We start from the raw sequence: 15,042 nt of genomic DNA, 5'->3' as shown, positions 1-15,042 counted from the left end.
TTTCAAAAATTAATAGTGAGAAAACTCTTTATAATAGCCCCAGTTCTACTTTTTTATACTTTTACCTTACCCTCAGTGTTTGGACAAACTACTGATACGGGATCCGTGTCGGGTAAATTTATTTCAGAAACAGGTGATCCCGTGGTATATGCCTCGATTGTTCTTTTTCAAAACGACTCAACTTTCGTAAAGAGTACAATAAGCACCACCGAGGGAAGTTTTAAGTTTAAGAACGTTTATCCGGGTAAGTATACCGTGATAATTAAACAATTAGAATTTGAAGACTATAAAACGTCATTGTTTGCCATTGCCCCTGGAGAAGACAAAGTTTTACCCGATATAAGGTTAAAACCGGCCAGTAATACACTTGATGAAGTGGTTATTACCCAAAAAAAATCATTGATCACGGTGAAACCGGACAAGCTAGTATTTAATGTTGCTAATAGTCCAAGCGCATCAGGAACCAATGGTCTTGATTTATTACGGCAATCGCCCGGGGTTACTTTAGACATCGATAACAGTATCTCTTTATTAGGAAAGAAAAATGTCCAAATTTACATCAATGATGTCCAGTCGCGACTTTCAGGAGATGACCTTATCTCCTTTTTACAAAGTATGAGCTCAGACAATGTCGATTCCATTGAAATTATTTCAAACCCACCGGCTAAATACGACGCCGAAGGTACCGGAGGTATTATTAATATTCGGTTAAAAAGAAATATTGCCACTGGATTTAATGGTAGTATAAGTTCGAATGGAACAAAAGGTGTAGAATATCGATACAACAACAATTTATCTCTAAATTTTGGTTCAGAAAAAATAAAAACCAACTTGGATCTTTCACAATCCTCTTTAAATTATTTAGAACGATTTGATGACGACAAATACCAAAACAATTATTTCCTTCAATTAAGTTCAAGAGAGCCAAAAATAACCAACGCTCTCAATGTAGGATTCGGAATTCAGGCTGAACTTTCTAAAAATCAACGCCTTACTTTTGATGGAAGAGCTGTGTACAATAAAACTGATAATCAACTTAATAGCATCACCAACATTTATCAGGATGTGCCTAGGGAGTTTCAGGAAATATTGAAATCTCAATCTTTTAGAACAGGTAATTCTAGTAATTATATCTTTAATTTAAATCATTTTTGGAACATTGGAGAATCATCCAGCCTCACCACTAATTTTAGTGCAGGGACCTATGAAAGTGATAGAAATACGTTTCAGCCAAATACCTATTTCGAACCAGACGGAACTACTGTTATCTCTCAAGAGGATACAAGTTTTGATTCCGATAACACAATAAATTTATGGTCCGGAAAAATGGACTTCGAAAAATCATGGGATAAAACAACCTTCACCATAGGCGTTAAATATGCCCATATTTTAACCCAAAATGGTTTTTATTTTTATAATTATCAAAACAATAATCCTGTTTTGGACCCAGCCAGGAGTAATGATTTCGAATACACTGAAAACGTGGCTGCGGCTTATGCCAACCTGAATTTTAAAATTAGCAACTCCTTTACCCTCAATACCGGACTTCGTGTTGAAAACACATACTCGCGTGGCTTATTAACAAGTGAAGTTGCTGTAGAGAATAAGGATGTTAAAAGAAATTATACCAATTTTTTCCCAAACATTGGAATTTCTTTTGATAATCAAAAAGACCATAACTTTAGTTTCAATATTGGAAGACGGATCACAAGACCCAACTATCAATCTTTAAACCCATTTGAAACCCCGACGAGTCAATTGGTGGTGTGGAAGGGTAATCCTTTTTTAAGACCGAACTATATTATGAATTATCAATTATCCTATAGTTTGAAACAAAAGCTTATTACAACTTTTGCATTCAGTAAAACCAAGGATTTTTTCTCTAACATTGTAGAGGTATTGAATGAGAATAAAACTCAGATCATACCAAGAAACGTACAAAAATCGAATAATTATGCCATGTCCTTGACTTATCCATTAACCTTAGCTGATTTTTGGGAGGTATTGATTTTTGGAAACCTTTATTATGAAACCTTTGAAGGTAATGTTAACAACAATGTTATCGATATTGAAAATACAGGATGGAATTACAGACTTCAGAATATGATCACCATTCCAAAAGATATATTATTAGAACTCACCTTTAATCACAATAGCCGCTGGATATGGCGAGGTTCTAGTTACATAAAAGGAAATTACGGCTTAAATTTTGGAATACGTAAAGACTTTTTAAACAAAAATCTCCAATTACGTATTACAGGCAATGATATTTTTAGAACCAAAAGTGAATACCCTTATTATTTAAATTATGGTGGTATCGACCTAGAAGGGGTTTACACCATGGACAATCAGCGATTCGGTTTAGGAATAACCTATAAATTTGGAAATCAAAATGCTAAAAATAAAATAAAATCCGAAGGTGGTTTAGATGAGGAATTGAACAGAATTAGTGAATAATAACCTATTCTCTCAGTTTGCCTGAAAAAACACTTGCCTTTGAATTATAGGGGTTTCCTGAGGCACGACGCAACAAAATAATTTGACCACAATGCCAAATAGCATCAGAGATGGGACCATTGATGATATTCCAAAATGGGAAACGCTCATTATCAAATTTTATGAGGTCTTTGGTGTTCCGTAAAATCTCTGAAGCTACTTGAAAATTTAATAAGGTTTGTTTTCGCATAGCATTAAAACCCAGATTTTTTATATCCTTTTGAGACTCTACTTCTCCTCCCAAAGAATTCAGGATAAATTGGGATAATCCTAAAATATGGTCTACCGTTTCTTCTGAACTGCGTCCGGATTCGCTAGGTTTGTATTCTAAGTCTTCTGCCCTCAAGCCCTCCGTAGCCCAATAATACCGAAAGCCTAAACCGTCAATCATACGTGAGGCTACACTTCCTGCCGTATAGCTTTCTGCTTGTTCAGGAATTTCCCTAAATGGTAATATATTATCATTTTGAGCCATACAAACTGATGTCATTATAATACAAATTACTAAAAAAATAGACCTCATCTTAAAATTAGTTTGTTCCGTACTTATCTATTAAATATATCATGGAGGCCATAGTTGCGGCACCCAGCTCTAATTCCCGTTTATTTATGGCATCAAAGGTGTCGTTTTCAGCATGATGATAGTCAAAATAACGCTGTGAGTCTGGTCTTAAACCCGCCAAAACCGTAGTCCCATTTTTTAATTTTCCAACATCAGCACCGCTTCCGCCCTGTTCAAAATAATGGATCAAATATGGTTTAAATAAAGTCTTCCATCCTGATATTTTGTTGAACTGTGCCTCTGAACAATCGAAGCTAAAACCTCTCGGCGTAAATCCACCTGAATCACTTTCTAGGGCAAAAATGTGATTTTCATTGTTCTGTTTCGCTAAATCTGCATATTTTGAGGCTCCTCTCATACCATTCTCCTCATTCATGTAGAGAACAACGCGAATACTGCGCTTTGGCTTTATTCCAGTTATTTTCAAAAGACGTAACACGTCCATGGATTGCATACAACCGGCACCATCATCATGCGATCCATCGGCTAAATCCCAGGAATCTAAATGCCCACCTACAACAATGTATTCATCTGGATATTCGCTGCCTGTAATTTGTCCAATTACATTATAGGACAGCACATCATCAAGCTGTTTACAATTTTGCTTAAAATAAAATTTAAGATCTTCGTCCAAAGACAACATCGTACTTAAAAGTTCGGCGTCATTTGTACTAATGGCTGCTGCTGGAATTTTTTGACTATTAGGTAAATCGCCGTAAGACATGTTACCTGTATGCGGAAAATCATCTAAACGCAAATTCAACGAACGAACAATAACACCAACAGCTCCGTATTTTGAGGCCTCCATAGCACCTTTAGTGCGCTGATCATTAGCGTCGCTGTAGGCGTTAGAGGTGAGAATAAAATCCGGTCGCATCGGGCGATTGAAAAATACAATTTTCCCTCGGATACTATCGCTCCCCATTTTCGCCAGGTCTTCAAAGGTCTTAACTTCAACAACAGGAGCTTTGACACCAAAAGACGGGGTAGCCAGAGAACTTCCCAAGGCACAAATGTTAACAGTTGTTGACTTACCAGAAGCTGATTCAATATAAGCATATTCTTTACCACCACGTACCCATTTCGGCACCATTACTGGCTGTAACCACACTTTGTCAAGTCCTAATTTATCTAACTCCTCTTTAGTCCATTTAACAGCTCTTTCTGCATTCAAGGATCCTGAGAGTCGCCCGCCTATTTGATTAGACAAATAATTGAGCCAATCATAACTTTTCCCTTGTGTCAGTGAATTATTATAAAGCGATTTTATAACAGCCTCATCACTTTGAGCACGCGAGGTGTTAAAAATAAAAAATGTAATACAAAAGGTTGCTATTAGTAGTTTCTTCATAGGGTAATTATTCATTGTTTAATTTTGATTTATAGGCTTCTAGATTCGCCTTGATCTCGTCATCCAGCTCAGGTTCTGTAATATCAGTATATTTCGTTAAGGTATCATACAAAATTTTAGCCACTAAGTAACGTGCCGTTGGTTTGTCATCCGCAGGAATCGTGTACCAGGGCGCATGTGAATTTGAAGTTCTGTTTATCGCTTCCTGATAACACTCCTGATAACGATCCCAAAGTTCACGTTCCTTTAAGTCTCCAGGTGAAAATTTCCAGTTTTTCTCTTGTTTCCGGAGACGACGCAGTAACCGGTTTTTCTGTTCCTCCTTGGAAAGATGTAAAAAGAATTTAAAAATCAAAGTCCCATTCTCGGCCAAATGCTTTTCAAATTGATTGATCTGATCAAATCGTTTATCCCAGAAAGCTTCATTCACATCTTCGATACTTTCCACTCCAGGAAGCCGCTCACCCAAAATGTATTCAGGGTGCACTCGAGTAACTAATACATTTTCGTAATGCGTACGATTAAAGACCCCAAAATGACCGCGTTCCGGTAGTGCTATATAATGGCGCCATAAAAAATCATGATCCAATTCCAATTCCGTGGGAACTTTAAAACTGGTAACATCAACAGCACGCGCATTAAAATCTTTAAAAACCTCGCGAATCAAACTGTCCTTACCGGAAGTATCCATACCCTGCAAACAAACCAATACAGAATATTTATTGTGAGCGTACATGGTATTCTGCCAATCACCAAGGGCACGTCTCACTTTTTTTAATTTTTTTGTGGCTTTTTTGATTATAACTTTAGTATCGCGTTTATGGAGGATGATATTGGAAGTAACTTTATAATCGTTCATACAGGCTATTTTAAGCTTTAAAGATATAAAATGCAATTCATTCCCTTGTCATATTTAAAAGGAACTAATCACCTGATCAAAAATATCGGTAAAAACACCCCAAATAATCACCTTATATACTGATTTCAAGCTAATTAAAATTGATACAACCATTGGAAGGTAGTCGTTACAACCTTAAAAACCCGATAAAACCCGTAAAAAAATCGATAAACTACGTTTATTCTGAAATTTTTAGTACATTCGCAGTCCCTATTTATGTTAAAACTACCTACAAATGAAAAAAATCTACCACCTAATTTTCTTTCTTTTTAGTGTTTCTGTTATTGGTCAAACGGCCTGCGACGATGCTAATTATTACATTGTAAGTTCCTATTCACATGTTAAGGACTCATATGAATCGAATAACGTCGACCATGTGAAATATTACGCAGATCGAGCTGTAAAATCATTGCGTTCCTACATGGATAAAAAAGATGCCTGCGATTGTGTTAAAGCACAATCTCTCGCTCAAAAAAGTTATGATATGCTTGCCAAAGTAGATTACCAGGAAACTTATGAAGATGCCCGATTCTTTGTAAAACGTGCACGCGATAGCATCAAAGCTAGTGTTATTGAAGATGATAAATGCTCTTCAGCACGAGCGGGAAATAAAGTATACGTTGCAGATGAAGTTACAACGGAAATAGCCGTTAATACAGATAACCTATCTGAATTAGAACAAGAACAACTGAAACTCAAGGCGCAACAAGAAGCATTAAAAAGGAAAGAGCAGGAAATTAAAGCAAAGCTCGCCGCTCAAAAGGAAAAAGAAGAAATATTGGAAAAACGACAATTGATAAATCAATATCAAAATGTCTTGAAATCCAATATAGAAACATATAATAAAACCTTAAAAGCATACGGTTCTGATCAAGGTAAATTCAACAACCCTAAAAACACTGAAGGTTTAGAAAACAAATCAGTCGCTGAGATAAAGAACCACTTTAAGCGTGAAATTAAAGCCGTGACTACTGAGTTTTTAAATGCCTTGAATACGAGTAATTAAGGAGTGAAAGAAAAAGAAAAATATCATCCCTGCAACGTCTTGTTGCGGGGTTTTTATTTACTGGCAAATAGTTTTACATCCGTTTCACTAACCTCTTTACCTCCGAGGATGATTAGCCGTTCTACTACATTCCGTAACTCCCGGATGTTACCGGTCCAATCGTAATCCTGAAGTAATTTAATAGCACTGTCTGAAAACGTTTTTTGAGCTGTACCTTGTTCTGATGCAATCTTGGCAGCAAAGTGATTTACTAGTAACGGAATATCCTCTCGGCGTTCATTAAGAGATGGAACATTGATAAGTATAACAGCAAGTCGGTGATATAGATCTTCACGAAATTTACCTTCCTCAATTTCTTTACTGAGATTCTTGTTGGTTGCAGCAATAACCCGCACATCAACTTTTATATCCTTATCGCTACCCACACGTTGAATTTTACTTTCCTGTAAGGCCCGAAGTACCTTGGCTTGCGCGGATAAACTCATATCGCCTATCTCATCCAAAAAAATGGTTCCTCCATTAGCGGCCTCAAATTTTCCTGCCCGATCCTTATTAGCATTGGTAAAAGAGCCTTTTACATGTCCGAACAATTCACTTTCAATTAATTCGCTTGGAATCGCTGCGCAGTTCACCTCAATTAAGTTGCCCTTACTTCGATGGCTTTTTTCATGAAGCCAATGTGCTACTAATTCTTTTCCTGTACCATTAGGACCCGTTATTAAAACACGGGCATCGGTTTGAGCAACTTTATCTATGATGTCTTTAATCTTAGAAATAGCCTCACTATCACCCACCATTTCGTATTTTTTACTGACCTTTTTCTTTAGGATTTTATTTTCAACAACCAGCTCTTTACGGTCTACAGCATTTCGAACAGTATTTAAAAGTCGGTTTAAATCCGGTGGTTTTGAAATGTAATCAAAAGCACCTAAACGCATGGTATTCACAGCGGTATCCAGGTCACCATGTCCGGAGATCATGACTACAGGAATTTCAGGTTTTATTTTTTTAACAGCTTCCAATACCTCAACACCATCCATTTTAGGCATTTTAATATCACATAAAATAAGATCGTAATCCTCATTCTTTATCTTTTCAACACCCGCCAGACCATCTTCAGCTTCCTCAAGTTGATAGGCATCATTTTCTTCAGAAAGAATTTTTACCAATACACGTCGGATCGCTGCTTCGTCTTCTATTACTAATATTTTTGCCATGCTTTAAATGCTGTATTATATTTAGTTATTGGTTCGAAAACTGCAAATAACTTGCCAAACCATTTTATTTTCAAATTAAGCCTTATTTTGATTTTGAATAATATGAATATCGCGCTGCGGAAATGGAATTGTAATATTATTTTCACGGAACAAGCGATCTATCTCAAAGCGCAATTCACTCTGAGGAATAGCGGCCATAAATGAATCGTCAATAGTAAAAATGAGTTTAAAGTTTAATGAGCTATCACCAAAATCAGTGAACAAAACCAATGGTGGAGGATCTTCTAAAACACTTTTATGATCGTTTGCTGCTTGAAGTAACAATTTTTTAACCAATTGTACATCACTGCCGTAAGCAACCCCTACGGTAACCGATTCCCTGGTTATATTGTTATTCTGCGTCCAGTTAAACAAACTGTTTTCCAGGTACATATGGTTGGGAATGATCAATACTTTATTGTCTATGGTTACCGCTCGGGTAGTTCGAAGTTTAATTTCTTCAACACGGCCAACCTTACCGTTTATTTCTATAATATCTCCTACATGCGCCGATTGATCGATTAAAATAAAAATTCCAGAAATTATATCCTGAAATAGAGTCTGCAAAGCTAATCCAACACCGATCAATAAGGCAGCGGAAGCCGCAAAAACCGCTGTAACATTTATACCTATCGAATCAAATACAATAAGAATTACAATAATATAAATGATCCATCGTCCAAAAGAAAATACGGTATTGAATTTCACCTTATCCTCCCGAGGCATTTTCCGTGTTACCCAGCGATTTACCAATCGTAAAAGATAGGTTGTAAATATCATTACTAGGGCTACAAGTAACACATATTTCACTTTAAGGACAATATCATGTGCGTCTTGCCCAGTTCCGTAGGTGAAATCAATAAGCCTAAAATCCAGAAACTCGACAAACTTGTCCCATAATGAGCTTTCCTTAATCCTATCCTCTATTTCTTTTATATTCTGATTCATACTATACTAATGCTTCAATACCTAACCCATTTAATGATTTCTTTCCAACTAGGTTTTTTACCGTACATTAAAATACCTACACGGTAAATTTTGGCAGCAAACCATACAATAAGCATAAAAGTACCTAATAAAATTAAAAGAGACACTATTTGATGCCAAATTGGAACACCAAACGGAATTCGCATGAGCATCACGATAGGTGAAGTAAACGGTATGAAAGAAAATACGGTTGATACCGTTCCGTGAGGATCTTCAATAACCGTGAAAAAACCAATATATACTGCAAGCATAAGAGGCATTATAATAGGTAGCATAAATTGCTGTGTATCCGTTTCGTTATCTACTGCAGCCCCGATAGCGGCATACAGCGAACTGTACAATAAATATCCGGCAATGAAGAACAAGACAAACGCTATAATGAGATTGAGCAATGGTAAATGATAAAATGCTGTTATAAAGTTTTCAACCTGAGCATTAAAATCCGGACTGGCAACCATCTGGTCTACCATAGCTTTCTGAGGGGTTTCAATTTCCGAAAGATCGATATTAAAAATGACTGAGGTTACCGTTATTAAAATTCCTCCAAATAAGAGCCAAATAGCAAATTGGGTAATACCGGCCAGGGAGGTTCCAATAATTTTTCCAAGCATCAACTGTAAAGGTTTTACCGAAGAAATAATCACCTCAATAATTCGGCTGGTTTTTTCCTCAATAACACTTCTCATGATCATGTTTCCATAAATAATAATGAACATGAACAGGAGATATCCTGCTGCACCACCAAAAATAAGTTTCACCAAACTATCTATTTTAGATGTTTTTTCGCCATCAAAACTTTCTTGATGAATTGTGACTCTTACCTTGGAATTTTCAATTGATTGAATATTGATACCTGCACTCTCTAGTTTTAAATCAGTTAAAGTTTTATCTAATTTGTTCTCCAGATCATTTATGATATTGAGTGATGGGGATTCATCTGAAAAAAATTTTATGCGCTTGGAAATATCTTCCGCATCACCGGAATCCTCTACATATAACAAACCAAATGTTTCCGTTCTTTTCGAGAGTTCCTTGGCTTCATCCAATGACATATTTCCTAAAACGGCATATCTGGTATTTTCAGAACTTTCAAAGGTGTTTTGCACTACACCACTAGGATCGAGAATATTAATAACGCGTACTTTATCTTTATTAAGTTGGGTTAAATAAGCGATTACCGCTACCAAGGCGACAAAAATAAGCGGACTCAAAACAGTCATTACAATAAAGGACCTGTTTCTAACCTTGGTTAAATATTCACGTTTTATAATTAATGGTAAATGATTCATAACTCTAGTTATTGCGCTTTACAGTTTGAATAAAAATATCATTGACACTCGGGATAAGCTCAACAAAATGAGATACTTCTCCATGCCTTGTTAGAAATGACAAGAGATCGTTTGGGCTATCCTCCTCTTTGATTTTGATGTTTAATTTAAGTTCATCCTCCAACGTTTTAAAACGAGCTTGAGAGGTTTCAAATTTATCAGTAATTAATTGTGTTAATTGCGAATGATCACCCCGAATACCTACCTCATAGGTATTGCTTTTATATTGTCGTTTTATATCGATGAGCTTCCCATCTAGAATTTTATTTGATTTATTAATCAGGGCAATATCATCGCAAAGTTCTTCCACTGATTCCATGCGGTGGGTTGAAAAAATAATTGTTGCGCCTTCACTCCGCAAACGCAATATCTCGTCTTTGATCAGGTTCGCATTTATGGGGTCGAATCCCGAAAAGGGTTCATCAAAAATCAATAGTTTAGGTTCATGTAGAACCGTCACGATAAATTGTATTTTTTGGGCCATTCCTTTGGATAGCTCTTGGATCTTTTTGTTCCACCAATCACCAATTTCCAATCGGTCGAACCAAAAATTTAAGCGTTTTTTAGCCTCGGATTTACTTAGTCCTTTCAACTGAGCCAAGTATAGCGCCTGCTCCCCTACTTTCATCGACTTATACAATCCGCGCTCTTCAGGTAAATAACCAATATCTTTAACATGATTTTCCTCAAGAAAGCTACCATCTAATAAAACAGTTCCGGAATCTGGAGCCGTAATTTGGTTAATAATGCGAATTAGTGTGGTTTTGCCAGCGCCATTTGGACCTAAAAGGCCAAAAATACTTCCTTTTGGTACCTGAATGGAAACGCTGTTCAATGCGGTATAGTTGCCGAATTTTTTGGAGACCTGATCGACCTCTAATAAGTGAGCCATTAAATATGTCTTTTTTTGGTAAATATATTAAATGTTAACAGAGTTGCTGTGTTCTTAACTTAATATTTAAGGGGCATTTAAAATAAGTGAAAACGTTAAAAAGAATAACTTCAAAAAGTCCTAAAAACAAAACCCACCCTTAATAGAAATTAAGGATGGGAAAAAAATTGCTATGAAAAAGAAAAATTACCACTAAAATTATTAGTGATAGATCAAATATAGTTTTTTTTTTACAACTAGAAGAAAAACTAACAAATAAACTGAGTTCAAAACAAAAAAAATTCCGTTTCTAAACGGAATTTTTATTTTGATTACATTATTCTCAATTTAAGAAAACATATCCTTAACTTTTTCGAAAAATGATTTATCCGAGCTTTCTGGTTTAGGCTCAAAGTGTTCATCATTACGCATGGATTCAAAAAATTCTTTCTGTTCCTTATTAAGGGTTTTAGGTGTCCATACATTAACATGAACCAACAAATCCCCTTTTCCGTAACCATTAATACTCGGTATACCTTTTCCGCGTAAGCGCAAAATTTTACCGGATTGAACGCCTTCTTCTATTTTGATGCGAACCTTCCCGGTCACAGTATCAATTTCCTTAGAAGTTCCTAGTACAGCATCCGGATAACTTACATACAGATCATAATGCAAATTATCGCCTTCACGTTGCAACCTTTCATGTGGAACTTCCTCAATTGCCACTAATAAATCTCCGGAATATCCATTCCCTGGTGCTTCATTTCCTTTACCCGAAACTTTTAATTGCATACCATCTACAACACCAGCGGGTATTTTAATAGATACGGTTTCCTCGGAAACTTTTAATCCCTGCGCATCAGCATCGTTTGGTTTTTTATCGATAACTTCTCCTGCGCCACCACAAGCATTACAGGGCGAGGACGTTTGCATTCTCCCCAAAATGGTATTTGCTATACGGGTTACTTGCCCGGTTCCATTACAGTTTGAGCAGGTTTTATAGGTAGTGCCGGGTGCCTGCACTTTTCGTTTTACTTTAATTTTCTTTTCAACGCCATTAGCAATTTCATCCAAAGTCAATTTCACACGGATACGCAGATTACTACCTTTTGTACGGCGCTGACCGCCACCGGCAAAACCAGAAAAACCACCACCACCAAATGCGCCACCAAAAATATCTCCAAACTGACTGAATATGTCATCCATATTCATATTTCCGCCGCCAAAACCACCGCCGCCTTCGAAGGCTTGATGACCAAACTGATCGTATCTGGCTTTTTTATCAGGATTACTCAAAACCTCGTAAGCCTCTGCTGCTTCCTTAAATTTGGCCTCTGCCTCCTTGTCATCCGGATTTTTATCAGGATGAAATTGAATAGCCTTTTTTCTGTAAGCCTTCTTTATTTCAGCTGCACTCGCGCTTTTACTTACTCCTAATACTTCGTAGTAGTCTCTTTTTGCCATATTTTAAATTTATTGTCCAATTACAACTTTTGGGAAACGAATGATCTTATCTCCCAGCTTGTAACCTTTTTCAATAACATCTATAATTTTGCCTTTTAAATCATCACTCGGTGCCGGAATTTGGGTCACCGCTTCGTGTTTATCAGCATCAAAAGGATCTCCATTTTCTATTTCGATAGATTTCAATCCCTTTTGCTCTAAAGTTTTTAAAAGTTTTTGATAAATCAGATCCACACCTTTATTTAATTCGTCTGCACCTTCATGTCCTTTCAGGTGTGTCAGGGCACGCTCAAAATCGTCTACAACCGGCAAAAGGGTCTTCATAACATCCTCACTAGCAGTAGCAAATAATTCAATGCGTTCTTTCGCTGTGCGTCGCTTGTAATTTTCAAATTCCGCAAACAAGCGCAAAAACTTATCTTTTTCCTGCTTCAATTCCGCTTCTATTCTGTCTTGAGCATCTTCTTCAATATTATCCTTTTTTTTAGAAGATGCCTTAGTATTTTCCTCAGAAGGATCAACCGTCTGCGTTTCAGAAGATTCAACCTGCTCCTGAGCTTGGTCTTGTTTGTTGTCTTTATTTTTACTCATCGCTTTTTGTCAATTTATGCTCTACGGCAAAGAATTGGCAAAAGTACTGCCATTATTATCAAAATGCCATAATGTCATAAAAATTTTTTATTATATTTTTGTTTAACTTTTTTTTGTTTTTATTAAACATTTTTATTATCTTTGAGACAGAGAATAAAATTGCTGTGAAAAAGAAATGATTCTCCTTAAACTAATTATGTTAGTTTAAATTAATAGCTTTAAAATGAAGGTGACTACGGCTGATAAGAGCCTTTCATTTTTAAAAAAGTCTCAAGTATTTGAGACTTTTTTATTTTTATATTATTGAGGTAATAAAAGATTTTCCAAGGCAGGTTTTAAACGGTGGTATTTAAACTGAAACCCTTCTTCTTGGATTTTTTTTGAACTCACACGTTGGCTTTCAAATAATATAGTGTGCATTTCTCCAAGTAGTACATGCATCACGAATTTAGGAATGTTTGGCAGTACCAATGGTTTATTAAGGACTTTAGCTGCCATTGTTACCAGATCATTATTAGTCACAGGATTTGGAGCCACTCCATTAAAGACCCCTGTTAATTCATCCTCTAAAACGGTAAGAAACATTTTAGATAAATCATGGATATGGATCCAGGATTGCCATTGCTTCCCACTTCCAAAAGCAGCTCCAATACCATACTTTATGGGTTTAACAAGGGTAGGTAATGCTCCACCATCTTCCGCTAATACCAGACCTATCCTAATTTTTGAAACAGAAATGCCTAATTCCTTGAAATCATCAACCGCTGCTTCCCATTTATTCACGACAAGCGGGAGAAAGGAATCTGCATTAAAATCGGTAAAATTCTCATCGTAATAATGCACTAATGAATCTGGATAAATACCGATGGCACTTGCAGAAACGATTTGCTTTATCGTATGTTCTTCACCAATTAATGATTGTATCAATAAATGGGTTGATTTAATCCGACTATCCAGAATTTCTTTTTTGTACGCCGATGTCCAACGCTTGGAAACGCTGGCTCCTGCTAGATGGATAATCGCATCAACACCTTCAAAACAAGCCTTGTCAATTGCTGCGGTATCCGTATTCCAATAAAAACCTTTGTAGTCATTCGAATTTTTAATTTTAGCTTTACTGGTGGTCAGATAATGTACTTGAATATTATTCTCTTTACAACGAGCCACAACATGGCTTCCAATAAGTCCTGTAGCTCCTGTTATTAAAACGCGCATTTTCTTTTTTATGTAAAGATACGAAATCAAAAAGGCTAAGTGGGCTCTTTTAGAATAGCTTTAACACCTTTAAAATCCTGTTAGATCATTATAGCAATTTAGTAGCTCTCAGCATCTCTCGTTTCCCCGGCGGACCAGGAAGCCGTTCTACAGTAAAACCTACCTCTTGCATAGCCCTGCGAACACTTCCCTTGGCGGCATAGGTAACTAAAACACCTTTTTCTTTTAAAGCCTCAAACATCCGTTTAAAAATAGCAACCTCCCATAATTCAGGCTGAACACGCGCTCCAAAAGCATCAAAATAAATGAGATCAAAACGAGATTGATCCTTAATATCCTCAAAGAACTTCTGTTGTTTTTCTAATTTAAAGGTCTCGGAAATGTTGTGAACCTCATCCCAGGAGATCTCATGAAATTGCTCAAAAACATTTTTAAGGTTTGGCACATCAAGTTTATTGGTATAATTTAAACGACGGATATCTTCCAACGCTACTGGATAGGCTTCAACACCCGTGTAGCGCACTGAACAATTTAATTTTAAAGCCTCCAATAGTGTTATAAAAGCATTTAACCCTGTGCCAAAGCCTATTTCTAAAATAGTGATATCCAAATCTTTGTCAGCCATTTTTTGACCAACAAAATGATGTAAACCATGCTTGATAAAAACATGATAGGCTTCCTGAATAGCGCCATGTTTGGAATGATACTGCTCGTTCCAGTCTGGTAAATGAATAGTGGCAGAGCCATCAGCTGTTATAATTATTTCTCGTTTCAATGAATCTTAAATAGTTACAGGTCATGAATATCATCAAAAGTACTAATTTGATTTTTAGTTGATTTCAGTTTTCTTCAAAAGAAGTTCAATACATCTCAATAAAATTTCAGCAATTGATTTAACACTTTTAACCTATTTTTACCAGTGTTTTTGAAAACAACATACAAAACTTTTAATTTTAAACGAATTAGCTACACATTACATATTTTTTAAGTTGCTTTTACTTAAATTTGCATCACTAA

The 15,042-nt window shown here is 36.2% G+C and carries 13 protein-coding genes; 2 read left to right on the top strand and 11 right to left on the bottom strand.

Annotation, left to right across the window (positions count from 1 at the left end; translation table 11 throughout):
- The first annotated feature begins 15 nt into the window (after nt 1-15).
- The gene (locus V8G61_RS05210; protein WP_394874406.1) at nt 16-2,457 is read left to right on the top strand and encodes a TonB-dependent receptor domain-containing protein; all 2,442 of its coding nucleotides are present in this window, start codon (nt 16-18) and stop codon (nt 2,455-2,457) included.
- A 4-nt stretch (nt 2,458-2,461) separates the two neighbouring features.
- Here the strand turns inward: V8G61_RS05210 and V8G61_RS05205 are convergent, their stop codons facing one another.
- From V8G61_RS05205 to V8G61_RS05195, 3 genes are read right to left on the bottom strand one after another with little or no spacing between them, the layout of a single operon-like run.
- Nucleotides 2,462-2,986: a hypothetical protein gene (locus V8G61_RS05205; protein ID WP_394874405.1), complete on the bottom strand. Its 525-nt coding sequence runs from the start codon at nt 2,984-2,986 to the stop codon at nt 2,462-2,464.
- 40 nt (nt 2,987-3,026) lie between these two features.
- On the bottom strand, nt 3,027-4,409 hold the full coding sequence (locus V8G61_RS05200; RefSeq protein ID WP_394874404.1) for a M28 family peptidase: 1,383 nt from the start codon (nt 4,407-4,409) through the stop codon (nt 3,027-3,029).
- A 7-nt stretch (nt 4,410-4,416) separates the two neighbouring features.
- Nucleotides 4,417-5,268, bottom strand: coding sequence for a PPK2 family polyphosphate kinase (locus V8G61_RS05195; RefSeq protein WP_394874403.1), 852 nt, complete (start codon nt 5,266-5,268; stop codon nt 4,417-4,419).
- A 274-nt stretch (nt 5,269-5,542) separates the two neighbouring features.
- On the opposite strand from V8G61_RS05195, the gene V8G61_RS05190 reads away from it, so the two are divergent.
- Entirely contained in the window at nt 5,543-6,313 is a 771-nt protein-coding gene (locus V8G61_RS05190) for a hypothetical protein (RefSeq protein WP_394874402.1), read from the top strand.
- Nucleotides 6,314-6,366: 53 nt separating this feature from the next.
- Here V8G61_RS05190 and V8G61_RS05185 read toward each other — a convergent pair whose 3' ends face one another.
- From V8G61_RS05185 to mnmD, 8 genes are all read right to left on the bottom strand, one after another.
- Nucleotides 6,367-7,530: a sigma-54-dependent transcriptional regulator gene (locus tag V8G61_RS05185; RefSeq protein WP_394874401.1), complete on the bottom strand. Its 1,164-nt coding sequence runs from the start codon at nt 7,528-7,530 to the stop codon at nt 6,367-6,369.
- A gap of 75 nt (nt 7,531-7,605) precedes the next feature.
- On the bottom strand, nt 7,606-8,517 hold the full coding sequence (locus V8G61_RS05180; protein WP_394874400.1) for a mechanosensitive ion channel family protein: 912 nt from the start codon (nt 8,515-8,517) through the stop codon (nt 7,606-7,608).
- A gap of 14 nt (nt 8,518-8,531) precedes the next feature.
- Nucleotides 8,532-9,845: an ABC transporter permease gene (locus tag V8G61_RS05175; protein WP_394874399.1), complete on the bottom strand. Its 1,314-nt coding sequence runs from the start codon at nt 9,843-9,845 to the stop codon at nt 8,532-8,534.
- Nucleotides 9,846-9,849: 4 nt separating this feature from the next.
- Entirely contained in the window at nt 9,850-10,776 is a 927-nt protein-coding gene (locus V8G61_RS05170) for an ABC transporter ATP-binding protein (protein ID WP_394874398.1), read from the bottom strand.
- 327 nt (nt 10,777-11,103) lie between these two features.
- The gene (gene dnaJ / locus V8G61_RS05165; protein ID WP_394874397.1) at nt 11,104-12,219 is read right to left on the bottom strand and encodes a molecular chaperone DnaJ; all 1,116 of its coding nucleotides are present in this window, start codon (nt 12,217-12,219) and stop codon (nt 11,104-11,106) included.
- 9 nt (nt 12,220-12,228) lie between these two features.
- Nucleotides 12,229-12,810, bottom strand: a complete 582-nt coding sequence (locus V8G61_RS05160; protein WP_394874396.1) for a nucleotide exchange factor GrpE — start codon at nt 12,808-12,810, stop codon at nt 12,229-12,231.
- Nucleotides 12,811-13,110: 300 nt separating this feature from the next.
- Nucleotides 13,111-14,025, bottom strand: a complete 915-nt coding sequence (locus V8G61_RS05155; RefSeq protein ID WP_394874395.1) for a TIGR01777 family oxidoreductase — start codon at nt 14,023-14,025, stop codon at nt 13,111-13,113.
- A gap of 88 nt (nt 14,026-14,113) precedes the next feature.
- Nucleotides 14,114-14,800 (bottom strand): tRNA (5-methylaminomethyl-2-thiouridine)(34)-methyltransferase MnmD, encoded by a 687-nt coding sequence (gene mnmD, locus V8G61_RS05150; protein ID WP_394874394.1) that lies wholly within the window; start codon nt 14,798-14,800, stop codon nt 14,114-14,116.
- Between the last annotated feature and the right edge of the window lie 242 nt (nt 14,801-15,042).

The sequence above is a fragment of the Gaetbulibacter sp. M240 genome (assembly GCF_043876815.1).
Taxonomy (GTDB): Bacteria; Bacteroidota; Bacteroidia; order Flavobacteriales; family Flavobacteriaceae; genus Gaetbulibacter_A.
This window is presented reverse-complemented; position numbering and strand designations above follow the sequence as displayed.

Coding starts and splice junctions, on each gene's coding strand:
- V8G61_RS05155 (WP_394874395.1), bottom strand. CDS start 14,025: ATGCGCGTTTTAATAACAGGAGCTACAGGACTTATTGGAAGCCATGTT.
- dnaJ (WP_394874397.1), bottom strand. CDS start 12,219: ATGGCAAAAAGAGACTACTACGAAGTATTAGGAGTAAGTAAAAGCGCG.
- V8G61_RS05180 (WP_394874400.1), bottom strand. CDS start 8,517: ATGAATCAGAATATAAAAGAAATAGAGGATAGGATTAAGGAAAGCTCA.
- V8G61_RS05195 (WP_394874403.1), bottom strand. CDS start 5,268: ATGAACGATTATAAAGTTACTTCCAATATCATCCTCCATAAACGCGAT.
- V8G61_RS05205 (WP_394874405.1), bottom strand. CDS start 2,986: ATGACATCAGTTTGTATGGCTCAAAATGATAATATATTACCATTTAGG.
- V8G61_RS05185 (WP_394874401.1), bottom strand. CDS start 7,530: ATGGCAAAAATATTAGTAATAGAAGACGAAGCAGCGATCCGACGTGTA.
- V8G61_RS05190 (WP_394874402.1), top strand. CDS start 5,543: ATGAAAAAAATCTACCACCTAATTTTCTTTCTTTTTAGTGTTTCTGTT.
- V8G61_RS05200 (WP_394874404.1), bottom strand. CDS start 4,409: ATGAAGAAACTACTAATAGCAACCTTTTGTATTACATTTTTTATTTTT.
- V8G61_RS05170 (WP_394874398.1), bottom strand. CDS start 10,776: ATGGCTCACTTATTAGAGGTCGATCAGGTCTCCAAAAAATTCGGCAAC.
- V8G61_RS05175 (WP_394874399.1), bottom strand. CDS start 9,845: ATGAATCATTTACCATTAATTATAAAACGTGAATATTTAACCAAGGTT.
- V8G61_RS05160 (WP_394874396.1), bottom strand. CDS start 12,810: ATGAGTAAAAATAAAGACAACAAACAAGACCAAGCTCAGGAGCAGGTT.